At 52.8% G+C, this 21315-nt stretch carries 19 protein-coding genes; 12 read left to right on the top strand and 7 right to left on the bottom strand.

Annotation, left to right across the window (positions count from 1 at the left end):
* Window positions 1–8: 8 nt before the first annotated feature.
* From rbsK to PAGR_RS00400, 6 genes are all read right to left on the bottom strand, one after another.
* Window positions 9–938, bottom strand: coding sequence for a ribokinase (gene rbsK, locus PAGR_RS00425; RefSeq protein ID WP_014594922.1), 930 nt, complete (start codon window positions 936–938; stop codon window positions 9–11).
* A gap of 61 nt (window positions 939–999) precedes the next feature.
* Window positions 1000–1875 carry a ribose ABC transporter substrate-binding protein RbsB gene (rbsB, locus tag PAGR_RS00420; protein ID WP_026020887.1) on the bottom strand — a complete coding sequence of 292 codons (876 nt, stop codon included), beginning with the start codon at window positions 1873–1875 and terminating at the stop codon, window positions 1000–1002.
* A gap of 26 nt (window positions 1876–1901) precedes the next feature.
* Window positions 1902–2873 carry a ribose ABC transporter permease gene (rbsC, locus tag PAGR_RS00415; RefSeq protein ID WP_013023916.1) on the bottom strand — a complete coding sequence of 324 codons (972 nt, stop codon included), beginning with the start codon at window positions 2871–2873 and terminating at the stop codon, window positions 1902–1904.
* Complete coding sequence (gene rbsA / locus PAGR_RS00410) at window positions 2870–4378, bottom strand: ribose ABC transporter ATP-binding protein RbsA (protein WP_013023917.1); 1509 nt, start codon at window positions 4376–4378, stop codon at window positions 2870–2872. The genes rbsC and rbsA overlap by 4 nt, the downstream gene beginning before the upstream one ends.
* Before the next feature lie 7 nt (window positions 4379–4385).
* Window positions 4386–4805: a D-ribose pyranase gene (rbsD, locus tag PAGR_RS00405; RefSeq protein WP_013023919.1), complete on the bottom strand. Its 420-nt coding sequence runs from the start codon at window positions 4803–4805 to the stop codon at window positions 4386–4388.
* Between the two features lie 182 nt (window positions 4806–4987).
* Complete coding sequence (locus PAGR_RS00400; protein ID WP_014332977.1) at window positions 4988–5389, bottom strand: YgiW/YdeI family stress tolerance OB fold protein; 402 nt, start codon at window positions 5387–5389, stop codon at window positions 4988–4990.
* Window positions 5390–5549: 160 nt separating this feature from the next.
* On the opposite strand from PAGR_RS00400, the gene qseB reads away from it, so the two are divergent.
* Entirely contained in the window at window positions 5550–6221 is a 672-nt protein-coding gene (gene qseB / locus PAGR_RS00395; protein WP_014332976.1) for a quorum sensing response regulator transcription factor QseB, read from the top strand.
* Entirely contained in the window at window positions 6209–7549 is a 1341-nt protein-coding gene (gene qseC, locus PAGR_RS00390) for a quorum sensing histidine kinase QseC (RefSeq protein ID WP_014332975.1), read from the top strand. The genes qseB and qseC overlap by 13 nt, the downstream gene beginning before the upstream one ends.
* A 31-nt stretch (window positions 7550–7580) precedes the next feature.
* Here qseC and kup read toward each other — a convergent pair whose 3' ends face one another.
* The gene (gene kup, locus PAGR_RS00385) at window positions 7581–9449 is read right to left on the bottom strand and encodes a low affinity potassium transporter Kup (protein ID WP_014332974.1); all 1869 of its coding nucleotides are present in this window, start codon (window positions 9447–9449) and stop codon (window positions 7581–7583) included.
* A 270-nt stretch (window positions 9450–9719) separates the two neighbouring features.
* On the opposite strand from kup, the gene ravA reads away from it, so the two are divergent.
* The 10 genes from ravA to atpE all read left to right on the top strand — a co-directional run bounded on the left by ravA (window position 9720) and on the right by atpE (window position 21228).
* Entirely contained in the window at window positions 9720–11216 is a 1497-nt protein-coding gene (gene ravA, locus PAGR_RS00380) for an ATPase RavA (protein ID WP_014332973.1), read from the top strand.
* Entirely contained in the window at window positions 11213–12673 is a 1461-nt protein-coding gene (gene viaA / locus PAGR_RS00375) for an ATPase RavA stimulator ViaA (RefSeq protein WP_014332972.1), read from the top strand. The genes ravA and viaA overlap by 4 nt, the downstream gene beginning before the upstream one ends.
* Window positions 12674–12747: 74 nt before the next feature.
* Complete coding sequence (gene ovoA / locus PAGR_RS00370) at window positions 12748–14886, top strand: 5-histidylcysteine sulfoxide synthase (protein ID WP_014604726.1); 2139 nt, start codon at window positions 12748–12750, stop codon at window positions 14884–14886.
* A 104-nt stretch (window positions 14887–14990) separates the two neighbouring features.
* The gene (gene asnC / locus PAGR_RS00365) at window positions 14991–15452 is read left to right on the top strand and encodes a transcriptional regulator AsnC (protein ID WP_013023927.1); all 462 of its coding nucleotides are present in this window, start codon (window positions 14991–14993) and stop codon (window positions 15450–15452) included.
* 155 nt (window positions 15453–15607) lie between these two features.
* Entirely contained in the window at window positions 15608–16048 is a 441-nt protein-coding gene (gene mioC, locus PAGR_RS00360) for an FMN-binding protein MioC (RefSeq protein ID WP_014604725.1), read from the top strand.
* Window positions 16049–16480: 432 nt separating this feature from the next.
* Window positions 16481–18370 (top strand): tRNA uridine-5-carboxymethylaminomethyl(34) synthesis enzyme MnmG, encoded by a 1890-nt coding sequence (gene mnmG, locus PAGR_RS00355; RefSeq protein WP_014332971.1) that lies wholly within the window; start codon window positions 16481–16483, stop codon window positions 18368–18370.
* A 47-nt stretch (window positions 18371–18417) separates the two neighbouring features.
* Window positions 18418–19044, top strand: coding sequence for a 16S rRNA (guanine(527)-N(7))-methyltransferase RsmG (gene rsmG / locus PAGR_RS00350; RefSeq protein WP_014604724.1), 627 nt, complete (start codon window positions 18418–18420; stop codon window positions 19042–19044).
* Between the two features lie 688 nt (window positions 19045–19732).
* Window positions 19733–20113 (top strand): F0F1 ATP synthase subunit I, encoded by a 381-nt coding sequence (gene atpI / locus PAGR_RS00345; protein WP_014332968.1) that lies wholly within the window; start codon window positions 19733–19735, stop codon window positions 20111–20113.
* 8 nt (window positions 20114–20121) lie between these two features.
* Complete coding sequence (atpB, locus tag PAGR_RS00340) at window positions 20122–20940, top strand: F0F1 ATP synthase subunit A (protein WP_013023932.1); 819 nt, start codon at window positions 20122–20124, stop codon at window positions 20938–20940.
* Window positions 20941–20988: 48 nt separating this feature from the next.
* Window positions 20989–21228 carry a F0F1 ATP synthase subunit C gene (gene atpE / locus PAGR_RS00335; protein ID WP_003849523.1) on the top strand — a complete coding sequence of 80 codons (240 nt, stop codon included), beginning with the start codon at window positions 20989–20991 and terminating at the stop codon, window positions 21226–21228.
* The last annotated feature ends 87 nt before the right edge of the window (window positions 21229–21315 follow it).

The following is a 21315-nucleotide window of genomic DNA, read 5'->3' as shown; positions in this document are numbered from 1 at the left end:
CCAAGCGCTTAACCCTGCTGCTGTAAAAAGTCGTCGATTTCCGCACGCCACGGTACAGAAGGCTGCGCACCTGAACGGGTTACCGCAATTGCCGCGGCGGCATGGGCAAAACGAACGGCATCATGCATGGCCTTACCTTCAAGTCGCGCAGTGATAAACGCACCGTTAAAGGTATCGCCAGCAGCAATGGTGTCGACCGCGTTGACCTCAAAGCCGGCAATACGTTGTCCCTTCCCATTTTCACTGAGCCAGACGCCACGGCGTCCCAGGGTAATCAAAACGGTAGCAATACCTTTTTCATGCAATGCGGCGGCGGCACGTGCTGCATCATCATCATTATTTACCGCAATACCGGTCAGAATTTCAGCTTCAGTTTCATTCGGCGTAATGATGTCGATAAGCGCTAACAAATCATCAGACAGTTTCGTTGCCGGAGCAGGATTTAAAATCACGCGGGTCTGATGCTGTCTGGCCAACGTCGCCGCAGCCAAAACGCTGTCCAGGGGCGATTCCAACTGCATCAGTAAGGCATCCGCCTGGGCAATGACCTGCTGGTGACGTTCAACATATTGCGGCGTCAATGCCGCGTTGGCGCCGGAATAGATGCCAATGTTATTTTCGCCTTCGCCATTCACGAAAATCATCGCCACACCCGTAGATTCACCCTCGACGGCTTCTACTGGATGCGTATCAATATTGTCCTGCGCGAGCTGCTGGCAAATACGTTCGCCAATGTCATCAGCGCCAACACAGGCTATAAAAGCGATATTCGCACCCGCACGACCCGCGGCAACCGCCTGATTCGCGCCTTTACCGCCAAACGCAATCTGGTATTTCTGCCCGATCACCGTTTCGCCAGGGCGGGGAAAATGAGCCAGATTAAGGATGTGGTCAGCATTAATGCTACCGAGAACGGCCAGTTTTGCGTTTTTGCTCATTGGAGGAGTCCGAAATAAGTGCGCCACCGACGGGTGGCGCAATGCCCTGCTTTTCTTTGATTTATTTGGTAACCAGTTTCAGATCGACCGGATTGACCGCCTGCACTTTTTCACCTTTCAGCACTTTATCAGCAGTCTGAACGCCGATCATGCCAATTTTCTCTGGCATCTGAGCCACGGTTGCGGCCAGCTTGCCACCTTCAACGGCTTTCACGCCATCAGGTGTGCCATCGAAACCGACGACCATCACATCGGTTTTGCCTGCAGTTTGCAGTGCACGCAGCGCGCCCAGTGCCATTTCGTCATTCTGTGCAAACACCGCCTGAACATCCGGGTGCGCCTGCAGCAGGTTCTGCATAACGTTCAAACCCTTGGTACGATCAAAGTCTGCCGGCTGGCTGGCCAGGATCTGGAATTTATGTGCGTCAGCAGCCTGTTTAAAACCTTCGCCACGTTCACGCGCAGCAGAGGTCCCTGCGATGCCTTCTAACTCGATCACTTTCGCGTTATCACCCAGTTTACGTGCGATGTAGTCACCCGCCATCTTGCCGCCAAAGCGGTTGTCAGATGCAACGTGACTGACTACCGTACCCTGTGCAGCTACGCGGTCCAGGGTGATCACCGGGATCTTCGCCTGGTTAGCCATTTTGATGGCGTTGCCGACAGCGTCAGAATCGGTCGGGTTAATCAACAGCACTTTCGTCCCGCGCACGGTTAAGTCCTGAACGTTAGCCAGTTCTTTTGCCGGGTTGTTCTGTGAATCCAGCACGACCAGGTTGTAGCCCAGTTTATCGGCTTCTTTCTGTGCGCCGTCTTTCAGTGAAACGAAGAACGGGTTGTTCAGCGTAGAGATAACTAAGGCAATGGTATCTTTAGCCATTGCGCTGGCGCTGAGCGTTGCACCAAGGATCACAGCTAATGCAGTTAACTTTTTCATCATTTTATCCTGTATTAAGGTCTGAGTTATTTGCTGCTTTTATTGTCCACCAGCACCGCCAGCAGAATGACTACCGCTTTTACGATCATCTGGTAATACGACGATACACCCATCAGATTTAAACCATTGTTCAAAAAGCCAAGGATTAATGCGCCAATTAAGGTGCCAACAATCCGGCCCTTACCTCCGGCCAGGCTGGTACCGCCTAATACAACGGCGGCAATCGCATCCAGTTCATAGCCTGTTCCGGCTGTCGGCTGCGCGGACGAAAGACGGGCGACTTCGATAGAACCCGCCAGCGCCGCCAGCATGCCAGACAGTGAATAAACAATGACTTTGACCCGATTGACGTTGATACCGGAGAGACGTGTTGCGGCTTCATTCCCCCCCAGTGCATAGATGTAGCGGCCCAACCGCGTGTGGTGCAGCATGTACCAGGCCGCCACGAACACCAGCACCATCAGCCATACGGGTGTAGGAATCCCCAACGGACGACCAATACCAAACCAGCCGAACAGATCGGCATTGTCATTAAAGCCGGTATTCACAGGGCTGCCGTTGGTATAAACCATGGTGACACCGCGCAGTAACAGCATCATCACCAGCGTGGCGATAAAAGCCTGCACCTTACCGCGCGCGACAATGGTACCGGTCACCGCGCCAATGGCTGCGCCCAGCGCCAGCGAGGCCGCAACCGCAACAAAGGCATTCACCTCCATTCCCACCAGCGATGCCGCCACCGCACCGGTGAGCGCCAGTAGCGATCCCACAGAGAGATCGATACCTGACGTCAGAATAACCAGCGTCATGCCCACCGCCATAATGGCGTTGACCGATGTCTGCTGCAAAATGTTGAACAGGTTTGCCACGGTAAAGAAATTAGGGCTCTGGCTGGCGACCACGGCAATCAACACAATCAGCGCAATCAGCGACTTTTGCTCAAGCAGCCAGGCTTTGCTGAACCAGCGACGGTTAGACGGAACGGTTTGGGTGGTCATACAACTAAATCCTCACTGTGTTGCTTACCAACGGCTGCGGCCATCAGGCTTTCCTGGGTAGCGTCTTCACGGGTAAATTCGCCGCTTAAACGGCCTTCATGCATCACGACAATACGGTCACTCATGCCCAGAACTTCTGGCATTTCCGACGACACCAAAATAATGCTCAGCCCTTCTGCCTTAAACTGGTTAATGAGCTGATAGATCTCTTTTTTTGCCCCCACGTCAACACCGCGCGTCGGTTCATCGAGAATCAACACGTTGGGGCGCGTCATTAATCCGCGGGCAATCGCGACTTTCTGTTGATTACCGCCGGATAGCAGGCCAATCGGCTGCTCCATTGACGGGGTTTTAACGTTAAACAGACGGATAAAATCGCTGACGGCGAGCTGCTCTTCAGCGTGCCTGAGCCTGCCGCCCAGGTGACTGAAGTAGCGCAGTGCGGTCAAAGACATGTTCTCTTTGACTGACATGCCCAGCACCAGGCCATCGCGCTTACGGTCTTCCGAGATATACACGATGCCATTGGCAAGGCCATCCTGCGGTGAGCGGGTCACCACTTCACGTCCACTCAGCCAGATCTGCCCGGCGCTGCGGGGCGCAGCACCGTAGAGGATTTTCATCAGTTCGGTGCGCCCAGCGCCCATCAGGCCAGACACGCCAAGAATTTCACCTTTGCGCAGGGTAAACGAGACGTTATCGACGCCAGGCCCGCTGAGGTTTTCGACTTTAAGGCGCACGTCGCCAGGCGCCTCGTCCAGATGGGGATATTGATCTTCCAGCTTACGGCCCACCATCATCTCAATGAGGCTTTCTTCGCTCAGATCGCTGACGGCACGCTCAGCAATAAACTGACCATCACGGAACACCGTGACATCATCGCAAATCTCAAAAATCTCTTTCATGCGATGGGAGATATAGACGATGCCGCATCCCTGTGCTTTCAGCTCGTTGATAACGCGGAATAACGACAGGGTTTCGGTATCGGTCAGCGCGTCGGTCGGCTCATCCATAATGATGACTTTCGACTCAAAGCTCAGCACTTTAGCGATCTCGACCATTTGCTGATCGCCGATGGATAAATCGCCCACCAGTTTGTGGCTGTTAAAACGTAAATTCAGGCGCTTTAGCAGCGCGTCAGCTTCGGCATACATCCGTTTCCAGTTGATGCAGCCCAGGCCATTAACGAATTCGCGGCCAAGAAAAATGTTTTCCGCGACGGTTAACTGGGGGATCAGGTTAAGTTCCTGATGGATAATACCAATGCCCGCTTCCTGAGAAGCCTTGGGGCCGCTAAACGTCGTTTCTTCACCCAGCCACAACAGTGAACCGGCATCACGACTGTAAATGCCGGTAAGCACTTTCATCATGGTCGATTTGCCCGCGCCGTTTTCCCCCACCAGCGCCATAACGCGTCCCGGCCAGACTGACAACGATGCGCCATTCAGTGCTTTGACGCCCGGAAATGATTTTTCGATGCCTTTAAGCTGCAGTAACGGTTGCATAATGGCCTCAGAAGGTCACACCTGCACTCAGGATGACATTCGCAAACGGAGAACACTCTCCGCTGCGAACGACCGCCTGACTACGCTGTGTTTGTTGTTTGAACTGTTCGTGACTGATGTAGTGGATACTAATGGTATTTCCCTGGTGCTGTTGCAATGCGTCGAGCACGGCGATCAGTTCGCTGTGGAGCTGCGGATTATGCTGCTTAATTTCTTCCGCGATAAAGGCGCTTTCCACCTGCATCTCATGCGTTACCGCTTCAACCACCTGCATAAATCCTGGCGTACCCGGTATCAGTGCCAGATCGATACGCTGCGTTTCTGCCGGAATCGGCAACCCCGCATCGGCGATCGTCAATGTATCCGTATGGCCCAGGCGGGCGATGACGTAAGAGAGTTCAGCGTTTAACAGGCGACCTTTTTTCATTTTTCCACTCCAGAGCGAAACGTTTCGCTTTCAGGAGTGTATAAAATGAAGGTTACAATTCAACCACTGAATAAGAAATTTGTGATCGCTATCGAAACGTTTCGCTGTTGCAGACCAGAATTTGAGTTAGGGGGCAGTCAGAAGGGAAAAATGGACCGCCTGAGCGGTCCATTGGGGCTGAATCAGGGCAACTTTTTGACCTGTTTGACGTCCAGCTCGATGCTGTTGAAATCTTTGTCCAGTTCCCCGGTCAGTTCAACACGGTCTTTGGGTGAAACAGTCAGCCCATTCCAGCGCTTATGATCGATTTCTACTTTCATCGTGCCGGTCTGATCACGGAACACGTAGTCTTCGTCACCAATCTGCTTTTCAAGCTGGCCACGAACGGTAATCCAGCTGTCATCTTTCATCTCTTCAGCCTGTTTCACCGTTACAACACTGCTTTGATCGGCTTTGAAACCGCCCTGCTGCTGATGTGCGGCCGGCGCTGGCGCATTTGGATCAACAAATCCGCCTTGTTGTGCAGCAAAGACCGGCGCGGAAGCCAGCATGGTTACGGCTAATAGTGCAGCATACTTTTTCATTTTGTCACCTCTTGTCCATGAAGCAGTTAGGGTAGTGACTGTAGTAAAACATAGAGTTCTTAACAGGATCTTAAGGCAAAAATAAACGCAGTTTTTAGCCAAACTCACTGTACAACCCCCATTCGCCTTCGTATAAATCGCTTACTAAAAGGGAGAAGCGATGCGAATTTTACTGATTGAAGACGACCGCCTGATTGGAGACGGCATTAAAGCGGGACTCAGTAAGCTGGGATTCAGCGTTGACTGGTTTGTCTCTGGCGAGGCCGGTTTTCAGGCATTAACGGCGGCGCCGTGGGATGCGGTCGTACTCGATTTATCACTGCCTGAGCGTGACGGGCTGGACATATTGCGTCAATGGCGTCAGCAGGGGCACGACGTCCCGGTTCTTATCCTTACCGCCCGCGATGCGCTTGATCAACGCGTTGAAGGATTACAGATGGGGGCTGACGATTACCTGTGCAAACCCTTTGCCCTTACAGAAGTTGCCGCACGCTTACAGGCACTGATTCGCCGCCGTCACGGGCAACTCCAGCCCGAACTGCGTCATGGCGATGTAGTGTTGATTCCCGGTAATCTCAGCGTGGAAAGAAACGGCGAAAATATCGCGTTAAAAAGCCGTGAGCTGGCCCTGCTTGAGCTGTTTATGCGAAATCCGGATCGGGTACTGACGCGAAGCCAGCTCGAAGAAAAGCTCTATACCTGGGATACCGAAGTGTCGAGCAATGCGGTAGAAGTGCATATCCATCATCTGCGTAAAAAACTCGGTAACCGCTTTATCCGCACCATCCACGGCGTGGGCTATACGCTGGGGGAAAGCGAATGCGATCGATGAGTTTGTTTTTACGCCTTGGCATTGGCCTGGTGCTGATACTGGGCATTTGTTGGGGAACGGCCACGCTCAGCGCCTGGTATAAAACACGTGACACCGTTAACGAGCTGTTTGATACGCAACAGATGCTGCTTGCTAAGCGCCTGCTGACCCTGGACTTCACGACGCTGAACGGCACGTCGCTGCCCAAAACGAAAAAGCTGCTGGACCATAACCGTGGCGAACAGGACGATGACGCGCTGGCTTTCGCGGTATTTGACCGGGAGGGAAAACAGGTCCTCAACGACGGCGATAATGGCAAAGATCTGCCCTTTAATGCGGATCATCAAGGTTTCCAGGATGGCCAGCTTAACGGGGATGACGATCTCTGGCGCTTTGTCTGGCTGACTACGCCCGATCAACGTTACCGCGTCGTGGTAGGTCAGGAATGGGAATACCGTGACGATATGGCAAAAGATCTGGTCGATGCCAGCATGTTGCCCTGGCTGATCTCATTACCTTTTATGCTGCTGATGTTAACGGGCCTGGTGTGGTATGAACTTCGTCCGCTGAAGAAACTCAGCCACCAGCTTGCCGGGCGGGCACCTGACGATGATGCGCCCTTGCAGGCCGATCGCGTTCCCAAAGAGGTACGACCGTTAATTGACGCCCTGAACGGCCTGTTCAGCCGTATTCATACCATGATGCAGCGGGAACGCCGTTTTACGTCGGATGCCGCACACGAATTACGCAGCCCGCTCGCCGCACTGCGAGTGCAAAGCGAGGTCATTCAACTGGCCGCCGATGACGAGGCGATGCGCACTCACGCGCTGCAACAGCTGGATGCGGGTATTACCCGCGCCACTCGTCTGGTTGATCAGCTGCTTACCCTTTCCCGCATTGAAGCCGAGGATGTTCGCAATACGTTCCAGCCCGTCATGTTAAAAAAGGTGGCACAGGACACGCTGGCTTCACAGCTGCCACTGGCAGATAAGGCTGACATTACGTTGCGCCTTAACGCTGAAGCCGATCCGGTTATTTCGGGACACGCGTTGCTGCTGTCGCTGCTGATCAGAAACCTGTTGGATAACGCTATCCGCTATACACCGCCGGGCAGCCGCGTTGACATCGTGATCAGCCCGAATACGTTGCGGGTGGAGGATAACGGAAACAGTCTATCGGCAGCCGAGTTGCAGCGTTTAGGCGAACGTTTCTGGCGTCCGCCGGGGCAGGAGAAAAGCGGCAGTGGGCTGGGTTTATCGATCGTACGCAATATTGCCCAGTTGCACGGTATGTCGCTGCACTTCAGTCAACATCCCGGCGGCGGATTGTGCGTCACGCTGCACTGGTGAAACGCTGTGCCTGACAGGCAGGCACAGCCGTTTAAATCTCGACCTGCGTTCCCAGCTCGATAACCCGATTCGGCGGGATCTCAAACTGATCGGGCGCACGCAGCGCATTGCGTTGTAACGTCATAAACAGCTTGCCGCGCAGACGCAAATACCAGGGGCGTTTTCCAATGATCAGCGACTCATGGGACATAAAGAAAGAGGTCTCCATCATGCGGCAGTTAAGTCCTTCCAGGCCACAGCGGTGGAAAATCTCTTCAACGTTCGGCGTTTCACGCCAGCCGTAACTGGCTACCACGCGCCAGAAGGTGGGCGACAACTGCTCAATGGTGACGCGCCTGACGTTGTGTACGTATGGCGCATCTTCGGTACGCAGCGTTAACAGCACGACGCGCTCATGCAGCACCTTGTTATGCTTAAGGTTATGCAACATGGCAAAAGGAATCACGTTCAGCGCGCGAGACATGTAAACCGCAGTGCCGGGTACGCGAACAGGCGGTGACTTTTCCAGAGAAGCAATCATTGCTTCCAGGGAATTGCCGTGCTCATGCATGCGGCGCAGCAACCGAAAGCGTTCACTCTTCCAGGTTGTCATCACAATAAACATCATCAGCGCCAGCGTCAGGGGCAGCCAGCCGCCGGAGAAAATTTTAATCAGGTTGGCCGAGAACAGCGACACATCAATGCACAGCATCGCCACTAAAATCAGCCCCACCAGATAACGATTCCAGTGCCAGTTCAGTATCGCCACGGTCGCACACAGAATGGATGTCAGCACCATGGTGCCCGTGACCGCAATCCCGTAAGCCGCAGCCAGGTTACTCGAATGCTCAAAGCCGATGATGACAATCACGACAGAGAAATAAAGCAGCCAGTTAATCACGGGGATGTAGATCTGCCCCGACTCTTTTTCCGATGTATGGACGATGCGCATTGGCGGCAAATAACCCAGACGTACCGCCTGTCGGGTTAATGAGAAGACCCCGGAAATCACCGCCTGTGAAGCAATAACGGTGGCTAAGGTCGCCAGAATCAGCATGGGGATCAGCGCCCAGTCGGGGGCCAACAGGAAGAACGGGTTTTTAATCGCTTCCGGCTGCTTCAGTAACAGCGCGCCCTGACCAAAGTAGTTGAGCACCAGCGAAGGCAGCACCACCACAAACCATGCCAGCCGGATAGGGAATTTACCAAAGTGCCCCATGTCCGCATACAGCGCTTCGACGCCTGTAATTGCGAGCACCACCGCGCCGAGCGCAAAGAAGGAGACAGACTTGTATTCGACAAAAAAGTGCAGCGCCCAGTAAGGATTGAGCGCCTGCAATACTTCGGGATTATTGAGAATGCTGCGCGCACCCAACACGGCCAGGACAATAAACCACAACAGCATGACGGGCGCGAAGAGTTTACCCACGATGCCGGTCCCGTGTTTTTGAATGACAAACAACAGTGTCAGGACGGCGATGGCCATGGGCACGATGTAGCTATCGAGACTTGGCGCCGCAATTTCCAGACCTTCAATCGCCGACAGGACAGAAACCGCCGGGGTGATCACCACCTCGCCGTAGAAAAAACTGCCGCCAATCAGCCCCATAATCACCAGAATTGCGGTGGCTCGCCCGCCCGTATGTCGCCCCGCCAGGGACATCAGCGTCAAGATGCCGCCTTCTCCGGCATTGTCTGCGCGCATGACGTAGCTGATATATTTCAGCGATACCACCAGCACCAGCAGCCAGAAAATCAGCGAAAGAAAGCCAAAGACCGCATCCCGCTCCACGCCAAAGCCAAACTGCCCCGAAAGACATTCGCGTAAGGTATAAAGCGGGCTGGTGCCGATATCCCCGTAGACGACACCAATGGCAGCCAGCGTTAATCCGCCTAGTGAGTGCTTATTATCCGAGCTCATAAAATTATCTTTTGTTGGAGTCTGAGAGGCGCACAAGCCATCAAAAAGCGCACAGTATGCACGTATTCACAAAAATTCCTACACCGCCGTCCGGGTAACCGATGGTCATTCACTGTTTTTTGGTGCTGCATTAACATTTAAAGTCGCGCTGTCGAACCTTCTGAAACAAAAAAGCTGACATCGATTAACGCTTTCGCGCATCATACCCTATAGAGTATTGCGTTCGCTAAAACGCGGCGGCTCGACGATCGTAAGGACATTGATGTGATTATGGCTCAACCCCATCTTTTGGCAGAAAGAATTTCTCGTCTCAGCAATGCGTTAGAAAAAGGTTTGTATGAGCGACATCATGCCATTCGCCTTTGCCTGCTCGCCGCACTCAGCGGCGAAAGCGTATTTTTGCTGGGTCCGCCAGGCATAGCAAAAAGCCTGATTGCCCGTCGCCTGAAATGCGCCTTCCAGCATGCCCGCGCTTTCGAATATCTGATGACCCGCTTTTCTACTCCGGAAGAAGTCTTTGGTCCGCTGTCTATTCAGGCTTTAAAAGATGAAGGACGCTATCAGCGGCTGACCAAAGGCTATCTCCCCGATGCCGAAATCGTTTTTCTGGATGAGATCTGGAAAGCCGGCCCGGCAATCCTTAACACGCTGCTTACCGCCATCAACGAACGCCGTTTCCGAAATGGCGATAGCGAAGAAAAAATTCCGATGCGCCTGCTGGTCACGGCCTCCAATGAGTTGCCGGAAGCCGATAGCGGGCTCGAAGCCCTGTATGACCGCATGTTAATTCGCCTGTGGCTGGATAACGTGCATGAAAAGCAGAACTTCCGCAGCATGCTGACCCATCATCAGGATGAAAATGACAACCCGGTCGCCGAATCGCTGCGCATCAGCGACGAAGAGTATGTGCGATGGCAGCAAGGCATCAGCCAGGTCACCCTGCCCGATAACGTGTTTGAACTGATCTATCAGTTACGCCAGCAGCTGGAAAAGCTACCCGAGGCGCCTTACATCTCCGATCGCCGCTGGAAAAAGGCCATACATCTGTTGCAGGCCAGCGCCTTTTACAGTGGGCGAAACACCATTGCGCCACTGGATCTGATCTTATTGAAAGACTGTTTGTGGCATGACGTTGCATCCATGCAGCTTCTGGATCGTGAAATCGATCAGCTCATGACTCAACATGCCTGGCAACAGCAGGCGATGTTGCTCAGGTTGCAGCAACTGAAAGCCCGACGTCTGGCCCTGCAACAGCAGCAAAGCGTGGCTGCCGCCATTACGCTTGAGAAGCACAGCGGCATGTTCAGTCGTAAACCGCATTACGACATGCCCGAAAGCCTTACCGACGCGCAGTTAACGCTGATGCTGCAAAAGCCGCTCACGCTGCATGATATGCAGGTCACGCATCTGGTTATTGAGCGTGAAGCACTGAACCACTGGTTACAGAAAGGCGGCGATATTCGCGGCAAATTAAACGGTATTGGATTTGCTCAAACGGTGGATATGCTGGTGGATGCGCAGCATTGCCTGGCGGTTCGCGATGTCAGCTTACAAACGGCAAGACTGACACTGCCCGGCAGCAGCAGCAGTGAGGCGTTGCCGGAAGAAATCAGTGAAGCGCTGGATGAACTCGACAACCAGCTGCGTCAACAACGCCACCTGTTCAGTCAGCAACAGCGTTGCCTGTTTATCAGTGATGACTGGCTGGCTCGCGTCGAAACCAGCCTGCAGGACGTTGCGGAACAACTTAAACAGGCGCGTAAATGATCTCACTGGAGACGCTGAGTACCCTGCTGTCAATCGGCGAGACCGAGCTGATTGAAGAGTTAATTCTGGCACTCCTCGCGTCTCCACAACTGGCCCTGTTCTTTGAAAAATTTCCCGGCATGAAAAAGGCGCTGTTACGGGATGTTCCTCGCTGGAAGGCAGAAATTGATGCCGAACTCAAAGCCACGCCGGTCCCGGAAGCACTGGCGGAAGAGTTTCAGTTATTCCAGCGTATTCAGTTACTCAGCGATCGTGAATTCAGCCAGCAGCTTGATGAAACCCTTTCTCACCTTGAACGCCTGACATCCCCCTTCCAGGAAGAAGCAAAACGACTGCTTCTTCATAACGATCCCGGCCATCTCAGCACTGCCCAGCATACGCTGTTCCTGCAACGCTGGCGGCTCAGCCTTACGCTGCAAACGTTAACGCTTAATGAGCAACTTCTTGAGCAGCAGCGCGAACGTCTGATGGCGGAGTTACAGCAACGTATGGCCCTGAGTGGGCAACTGGCACCTGTGCTGGCAGACGATGACGAAGCGGCAGCCGGACGGTTATGGGATATGGGCAAAGCGCCGCTTCAGCATGGCGATTACCAGTTGATGCTGCAATACGGCGAGTTCCTTGCACAGCAGCCCGAATTAATGAAGCTGGCCCAGCAACTGGGGCGGAGTCGTGAGGCAAAATCGGTTCCCTCCCAGGATACGCCGATGGAAGCCTTTCATCATCTGGTGCGCGAACCGGATGCCGTACCGGAAGAAGTCAGCGGTATTCATCAAAGTGATGACGTATTACGTTTGCTGCCACCTGAACTGGCAGCATTGAGCGTCAGCGAGCTTGAACTTGAGTTTTACCGCAGGCTGGTAGAGAAGCGACTGCTTACTTACAAACTTCAGGGCGATGCCTGGCATGAAAAAATCACTCAACGTCCCGTCAGCCACCAGCAGCATGAAGAACAGCCTCGTGGCCCGTTTATCGTTTGTGTCGATACCTCAGGGTCAATGGGAGGGTTCAATGAACGTTGTGCAAAAGCCTTTTGTCTGGCCCTTCTCAAAGTGGCACTGGCCGATCGCCGTCGCTGTTACATCATGTTATTCGCTCATGACGTAATTGGTTACGAATTAACGGGCGATGACGGGCTGGAGCAGGCCATCCGTTTTCTCAGCCAACGTTTTCGTGGCGGAACCGACCTCGCAGCCTGTCTTTCCGCGGTGGTCAAACGGATGGAAGGCCCGTTGTGGCAGGATGCCGATGCCGTCATCGTGTCAGACTTTATTGCGCAGCGCCTGCCGGAAGAGGTGGTACGCAGCGTTAAACATCGCCAGCAGCAACAGCAGCAGCGCTTCCACGCCGTCGCCATGTCCACGCACGGTAAACCCGGCATAATGCGCATCTTCGATCATATCTGGCGTTTCGATACCGGCTTAAAAAGCCGCATATTACGTCACTGGCGGCGCTAAGCGAGACAGCAGAAATTCCATTTTGCTTTATAGTAAATATCTGCAATTACTTATTCAGCAATCAGGAGTGTCCTGTGAACACCGTTCAACCCCATCGCGATTTACCTGCGCCAACCCGGACGCTGATGCTCTCTGGCCAAAATGTCGAACAAAAACGTGCCGAGCTGCTGGCTTACTTTAGTCAGACATGGGCGCTGTACGAAGATCTCTTTACCTGCCTCAACGATCAGCGCGCATGGTTTACGAAAGCGATTCCCCTGCGCCATCCGCTGATCTTCTACTTTGGCCACACCGCCACGTTCTACATTAACAAGTTAATGGCTGGACGTTACATCGATGACCGCATTGACGATCGCATCGAAGCCATGCTGGCTATTGGCGTGGACGAAATGAGCTGGGATGATCTCAACGACAACCACTACGACTGGCCTTCTGTAGAAGCCGTTCGCGACTATCGCGGTAGCGTAAAAGCCTTAGTGACACAATTTATTCAGGAGATGCCGCTTGAACTGCCCATCACATGGGACAGCCCGGCCTGGGTGATCCTGATGGGGATTGAGCATGAGCGAATTCACCTGGAAACCTCCAGCGTGCTGATCCGTCAGCTGCCGGTCGAATGGGTGAAACCTCAACCGCAGTGGCCAGCCTGCGCGGAAGCGCGCCGCGATCGTCAGTTGGTGCCCACCAACGCACTGGTCTCCCTGCCCGGTGGCCACATCACGCTTGGTAAAACCGATGATACCTATGGCTGGGACAACGAGTACGGTACTCAGCAGGTTGAGCTAAAGCCTTTCAAGGCCAGCAAAATGCTGGTCAGTAACGCAGAGTTTTATGAATTTGTGCAGGCTGGTGGCTATCAGGAATCCCGCTGGTGGGATGAAGAAGGCCTGGGCTGGCGCCAGTTTGCACAGGCAGAAATGCCCACCTTCTGGGTGGGTAACGCTGCGATGCCCGATCAGCTGAAACTCCGACTGATGTGTGAAGAGGTACCCATGCCGTGGGACTGGCCTGCTGAGGTCAATCAGTTGGAGGCCGCGGCCTTCTGTCGCTGGAAAGCGGAAGAAACCGGTAAGTCAGTCCAGCTACCCTGTGAGGCGGAATGGTATCAACTGCGCGAACAGGTCGAAGGCGATCAGCCAGACTGGCAGCAGGCGCCAGGCAATATTAATCTGGCTTACTGGGCCTCTTCCTGCCCGGTCGATCGGTTCCCGCAGGGCGAGTTCTACGACATCGTGGGCAACGTCTGGCAATGGACAACCACCCCAACCAATGGCTTTGAAGGCTTTAAAGTCCATCCGCTCTATGACGATTTCTCAACGCCCACTTTTGACGGTAAGCACTCACTTATAAAAGGTGGAAGCTGGATTTCCACCGGCAATGAGGCGATCAAATCATCGCGTTATGCCTTCCGCCGTCACTTTTTCCAGCATGCGGGTTTTCGCTATGTGATTTCTTCCCACCAGGAAACCATGGCCTTAAACCCCTATGAAACCGACAGCATGGTTTCTCAGTACCTCGATTTCCAGTATGGGCCTCGCTATTTCGGCGTCGATAACTATGCAGAAGCCCTGGTCAAACTGGCGCTGTCGCACAGCCAGAATCGGGGAGAGGCGCTGGATATTGGCTGCGCCACGGGCCGGGCAAGCTTCGAACTGGCCCGCCACTTTGAGCATGTCACCGGCATGGATTATTCGGCCCGTTTTATTGATGTGGCGCTCCAGCTCACCACTGGCGAAGATTTCCGCTACGTGGTGCCTGAAGAAGGCGCTCTGGTGGAATACCGTCAGGTACGACTTAAGGACTTTGCTATCACCAGTGAGCAGGCGAAGCGCATTCAGTTTGTTCAGGGCGATGCCTGTAACATGAAACCTCAGCCAGCACGTTACGATCTGGTCCTGGCCTCGAACCTGATCGATCGCCTGCGTCAGCCGGCACGTTTTCTTCAGGACGTCACGCCCATGTTGCGTTCTGGTGGGATCTTAGTGCTGTCGTCACCTTACACGTGGCTTGAAGCCTTTACCCCGAAGGAAAACTGGCTGGGCGGCGTACGTGAAAATGGAGAAGCCCTGACCACCCTGCAGGCACTGCAACGGTTGCTGGCCGCCGACTTTGAGCAAATAGGTTCACCACAGGATATGCCATTCGTCATCCGTGAAACGGCGCGTAAATTCCAGCATACGCTCGCGCAGGTCACTCTGTGGCGTAAACGTTAAGGCAACCGGCAGCGGCTTATGCCGCTGCCGGTGTGTTGCCAGTTACGTTATTTTGCTGCACATTCTCCTCAGTTCATTGAAGAAAAACGATAACGAGGACGATCATGCCCGAACATCTGCAACTGGATAACCTTGACCGGGGGATCCTGAATGCACTACTGGAAAATGCACGCACCGCGTATGCCGAACTGGCAAAACAGTTCAACGTCAGCCCGGGAACCATTCATGTCCGTGTCGAAAAAATGAAGCAGGCAGGCATTATTCTGGGAACGCGGGTTGAGATCGATCCCCGCCAGTTGGGCTTTGATGTCTGTTGTTTTATCGGCATTATTCTCAAAAGCGCCCGTGATTACCCGGCGGCGCTGAGTAAACTGGACGCGCTGGATGAAGTCGTTGAAGCCTGGTATACCACCGGGCATTACAGTATTTTTATTAAAGTCATGTGTCGATCTATCGATGCTCTCCAGCAGGTATTAATTAACAAGATCCAGACAATTGATGAAATCCAGTCAACAGAAACCCTGATCTCCCTGCAGAACCCCATCATGCGAACCATCAAGCCCTGATCTTTCCACCCGCTTGTGCACAATTTTATCCTTTAACGATCGGCCGCCTGACAACGGCTGTATCGCCCTTGTCAAAACTAATAACCTTGTTTTCCACAGGTGGATCACCGCTTGATCACAGCGTACAATGCTCACCTTGATCTCAGGAGAGCACGATGGCCGACATTACGTTAATCAGTGGCAGCACCTTAGGCAGCGCCGAATATGTTGCTGAACATCTCGAAGAAAAACTGCAGGAAGCGGGCTTCTCAACGCAGATGCTACATGGTCCTGAGCTTCATGATGTGCCCCTGCAGGGGATCTGGCTGGTCGTGAGTTCTACCCACGGAGCCGGAGAGTTGCCTGATAATCTGCAACCTTTTTATGACGCCATTGAGGAAAGCCGTCCCGATCTGTCAGCCGTGCGTTTTGGCGCAGTCGGCATCGGCAACCATGAATACGATCTGTTTTGTGGTGCGATACGCAATCTTGACGCTCTGTTAATTACCTGTGGCGCACAGCGCATCAGCGAAAGACTGGAAATTGATATTCTGCAACATGAGATCCCCGAAGATCCGGCTGAAGAGTGGGTGATGACCTGGAAAGACGCGATCTGAGCCGGTCAGGGATCGGGAAATCACGACGATCCCCAGCAGAAGATACTGTTTTTCCCCGGATCTGGTCTTTTATTTTGTGGATAACTACCCTGTTTAGTTGCGTATAACCGGTAGTTATCCAAAGAACAACTGGAGTTTACTTTATGAGCTGTGGATAAAGTCCTCTTTTGATCCCAGCTTATACGGATCAGGATCACCGATCATTAACAGGTAACGATCCTCTCTACTCACTTGTTTATCCTGTGCTTTTCGCAGATATCCACAAGAGATGGCGATCCTAATAAGAGATCTAACAGAAAGATCATACAAAGAATTAAGATCTTTTCTTTTAATACCTGTCGATCCCGCTGCTTTCACCTCAGCCATAATTTCAGTAGAATCCACGGCCCAGAGAGAACGATCTCTGACTATTCATCAACGAGGTACCACTTCATGTTTTATCAAGATCCTTTTGACGTCATCGTTATTGGTGGTGGTCATGCGGGCACGGAAGCTGCTATGGCAGCAGCCCGAATGGGTCAGCAAACCCTGTTACTGACCCATAACATCGATACGCTGGGACAAATGTCCTGCAACCCGGCCATCGGTGGCATCGGTAAGGGACATTTGGTAAAGGAAGTGGATGCCTTAGGCGGTTTGATGGCCGGTGCAATCGATCGGGCGGGTATTCAGTTTAGGATACTAAACGCAAGTAAAGGCCCTGCCGTAAGGGCGACCCGTGCTCAGGCGGACCGCGTACTCTATCGTCAGGCGGTACGTACTGCGCTGGAGAACCAGCCAAACCTGATGATCTTCCAGCAGGCCGTTGACGATCTTATCGTCGAGAACGATCGCGTTGTCGGTGCGGTAACCCAAATGGGCCTGAAATTCCGTGCCAAAACGGTCGTGCTTACCGTGGGTACCTTCCTCGACGGAAAAATTCATATCGGGCTGGATAACTACAGCGGAGGTCGTGCAGGCGATCCGCCGTCGATCCCTCTGGCAAAACGCCTGCGTGCTTTGCCACTGCGCGTTGACCGCCTGAAAACCGGTACACCGCCACGCATTGATGCACGCAGCATCGATTTTAGCGTACTTGCCCCGCAGCATGGCGATAACCCGATGCCGGTGTTCTCTTTCATGGGCAATGCCGGACAGCACCCACAGCAGGTGCCGTGCTGGATGACCTATACCAATGAAAAAACACATGATGTGATCCGTAATAACCTCGATCGTAGCCCCATGTATGCCGGGATCATCGAAGGGATCGGGCCACGTTATTGTCCGTCGATCGAAGACAAAGTCATGCGCTTCGCCGATCGCAACTCGCATCAGATCTTCCTTGAGCCTGAAGGACTGACCAGCAATGAGATCTACCCCAACGGTATCTCAACCAGCCTGCCATTCGACGTACAGATGCAGATCGTTCGTTCAATGCAGGGCATGGAAAATGCGAAGATCGTGCGCCCGGGTTATGCCATTGAGTATGACTTCTTTGATCCACGCGATTTAAAACTCACGCTGGAAAGCAAATTTATCGACGGCCTGTTTTTTGCCGGGCAGATTAACGGCACCACAGGCTACGAAGAAGCGGCAGCACAGGGATTGCTGGCGGGGCTTAACGCCGCGCGTCAGTCTGCTGACAAAGAGGGCTGGGCACCGCGTCGCGATCAGGCTTACCTCGGGGTACTGGTCGACGATCTTTGCACTCTCGGCACTAAAGAACCTTACCGCATGTTTACCTCACGTGCCGAATATCGCCTGATGCTGCGTGAAGACAATGCAGATTTACGTTTAACGGAAACCGGGCGTGAACTCGGCCTGGTGGATGATGCGCGCTGGGCGCGCTTCAACCAGAAGCTTGAAGCGATCGAGCAGGAACGCCAGCGACTGCGCGATATCTGGGTGCACCCTAAGTCCGAACATGTTGAGGCGGTGAATACCATCACCAGCTCTCCATTAACGAAGGAAGCCAGTGCTGAAGATCTGTTACGCCGCCCTGAAATGACCTATCTGAAGCTGATGGCACTTGATGCTTTTGGCCCGGCTTTGGCGGATGAACAGGCTGCTGAACAGGTTGAGATCCAGGTAAAATACGAAGGCTATATTGCGCGTCAGCAGGAAGAGATCGATCGTCAGTTGCGTAATGAGAATACGCTGCTGCCAGCCACGCTTGATTATCGTCAGGTCAGTGGCCTTTCTAATGAAGTTATCGCCAAGCTTAACGATCATAAACCGGTTTCAATCGGCCAGGCATCACGCATCTCAGGCGTCACGCCTGCGGCCATCTCAATTTTACTGATTTACCTGAAAAAACAAGGTCTGCTGCGCAAAAGCGCCTGATCTGAACCGGGGCGGGATTTTCCGCCCCCGCTGACTGGACTGATGCTGTGATCAACAAACTCACTTCGCTGCTGCAAGCGGCCAAAATTTCCCTTTCCGATCAACAAAAACAGCAACTGGTGGCCTATGTAGGGCTACTGGATAAATGGAATAAAGCTTATAACCTGACTTCGGTGCGCGATCCTCAGCAGATGCTGGTTCGCCATATCCTTGACAGCATCGTGGTGGCGCCACATCTTCAGGGTTCACGTTTTATTGATGTCGGCACCGGGCCCGGTTTACCTGGCATTCCGCTGGCCATTGTGATGCCGGAGGCACATTTCACTTTGCTGGACAGCTTGGGTAAACGCGTACGTTTTTTACGGCAGGTGCAGCATGAACTGAGACTTACAAATATCGAGCCGGTCCAGAGCAGGGTCGAAGCCTTTCCTTCCGAACCGCCATTTGATGGGGTGATCAGCCGCGCCTTTGCGTCGCTGGAGGATATGGTGAGCTGGTGTCATCACTTACCCGCGGAAAATGGCCGTTTTTATGCGCTTAAAGGCGTGCGGCCGGATGAGGAAATCGCCAGCCTGCCTGCGGGCTATGCGCTGGACAAGGTGATTTCACTTCATGTTCCCCAACTGGAAGGCGAACGTCATCTGGTTATCGTTGCCAGGAACAGTACGCCATAGCGCATTCAGGCACCGTAAAGCGTATCAACGCGCGGTGCCATGTAACCAAAGATGCGATGGTCTTTGGGTCATCTACTCTGCTTTTCCGGCTCACGTTGTTAAATCCTGACGCGGAAATTATCTGAAAAACTTTTTCACATTTAACTTTTATTTCACAAAGTTTTATCAAAATAATCACGAGTTTTTGGCGTTTTACCGGTGCGCACCGCGATTAATCATATTTAAGGCCACCCGCCTTTCGGCAAGAGTAATAGGCTTTTTACGATTCTGAAGGAGACTTCGATGTCAATAGACCATTTTCATCGAGAACAAAAAAACGTTACGGTATATTGCTTTTTAACTGATTGATAATAAGGTTTTTTATCCCTTATTTTGCGTTCGGATAATTGGGTCTTAATAAAACATAACGCGGTGCGAATGCTTATTATGTGATCTAAAGCACGCTTTAAAACTGAGTTGCTGCGGAACTTTTTACGGCTTTATCCGAAACGGGCTGCTCAGTATCTTTTGAAAAATAGTCATTCGGAAAGAAATTTAGATAATTGTTCACCTTTTCGTTACTTAACGATTGAAATCACAGGTACGGCCCGTATAATTTGCACGGCTTTTGCTACTTGACTCAAATGCACAAAGGCAGTCTTATACGACACGCGACATACCCCTAAAGGGGCAGGAGAGTATCAGCGTCATGTCAGTGTCTCTTTACAGTGTGAAATACGCCCGAACGGTGCTGGTGATTCAGCTAGTGACCATCGTCATCGTCGGTGCACTCTTTGCCCTGAAAGATGTCACCTGGGGCGGCTCTGCTCTTGCTGGCGGAATGGCAGCCTGGCTGCCAAACGTGTTGTTCTTGTTTATAGCCTGGCGCCTGCAAGGGCAAACTCCGGCTTCGGGGCGCGTCGCGTGGAGCTTCGCTTTGGGGGAAATAGCCAAAGTGTTCGCGACCATTATTTTGCTCATTGTGGCGTTGGGTGTATTCGATGCGGTCTTCTGGCCGGTCGGGATCACCTGGTTATCGGTGCTGGTCGTTCAGATGTTGGCACCGGCGGTAATTAACAACAAAGGGTAAGAGGCATCATGGCTGCAGGAGAAATCTCTACTCCGCAAGAGTACATTGGTCACCACCTGACTCATCTTCAGTTGGACCTGCGTACCTTCGAGTTAGTGAATGCTCACGACGCTCCCGCGACGTTCTGGGTATTAAATATCGATTCCATGTTTTTCTCTCTGGTGCTGGGAGTTATCTTCCTGGTGTTGTTCCGTAGCGTGGCGAAAAGCGTCACCAGCGGTGTGCCAGGGAAAATGCAGGCGGCTATCGAACTGGTTGTCGGTTTCGTTGATAGCAACGTGCGCGACATGTATCACGGTAAGAGCAAACTTATCGCCCCGCTGGCTCTGACGATTTTTGTCTGGGTCTTCTTGATGAACTTCATGGATCTGCTGCCAATCGATTTGCTGCCCTATATTGGTGAGCACTGGTTGGGGTTACCGGCGCTGCGCGTGGTACCTTCTGCAGACGTGAACATCACGCTATCCATGGCGTTGGGCGTATTTATTTTGATTCTGTTCTACAGCATCAAAATGAAAGGCATTGGCGGCTTCACGAAAGAGCTGACGCTGCAGCCTTTTAATCACCCGATCTTTATCCCCATCAACCTTATTCTGGAAGGTGTTAGCCTGCTGTCCAAACCGGTTTCACTCGGTCTGCGACTGTTCGGTAACATGTATGCGGGTGAACTGATCTTTATCCTTATTGCCGGTCTGTTGCCGTGGTGGTCACAGTGGATTCTGAATGTGCCTTGGGCCATTTTCCACATCCTGATCATTTCGCTACAGGCTTTCATCTTCATGGTCCTCACGATTGTCTATCTGTCGATGGCATCTGAAGAACATTGATTTTTTTCTCAACAATACGCGTTTAACTGAAACAAACTGGAGACTGTCATGGAAAACCTGAATATGGATCTGCTGTACATGGCTGCCGCTGTGATGATGGGCCTGGCGGCAATCGGTGCTGCGATCGGTATCGGCATCCTCGGAGGAAAATTCCTGGAAGGCGCTGCTCGTCAGCCTGACCTGATTCCTCTGCTGCGTACGCAGTTCTTTGTTGTAATGGGTCTGGTGGATGCAATCCCAATGATCGCTGTTGGTCTGGGCCTCTACGTGATGTTTGCTGTCGCCTAAAGCCCCTGTGTTCACTCCGTACCTGGTGCGAGAGTGAACGGATTCTGCCGTTTATCGTTGATAGCGGCAGAAAAGTTAAATACTTAA

This window comes from Pantoea ananatis PA13, assembly GCF_000233595.1.
In the GTDB taxonomy this organism is placed as follows: domain Bacteria; phylum Pseudomonadota; class Gammaproteobacteria; order Enterobacterales; family Enterobacteriaceae; genus Pantoea; species Pantoea ananatis.
Note: the sequence above shows the minus strand (reverse complement) of the source record. Positions and strands in the feature narration are given on the sequence as shown.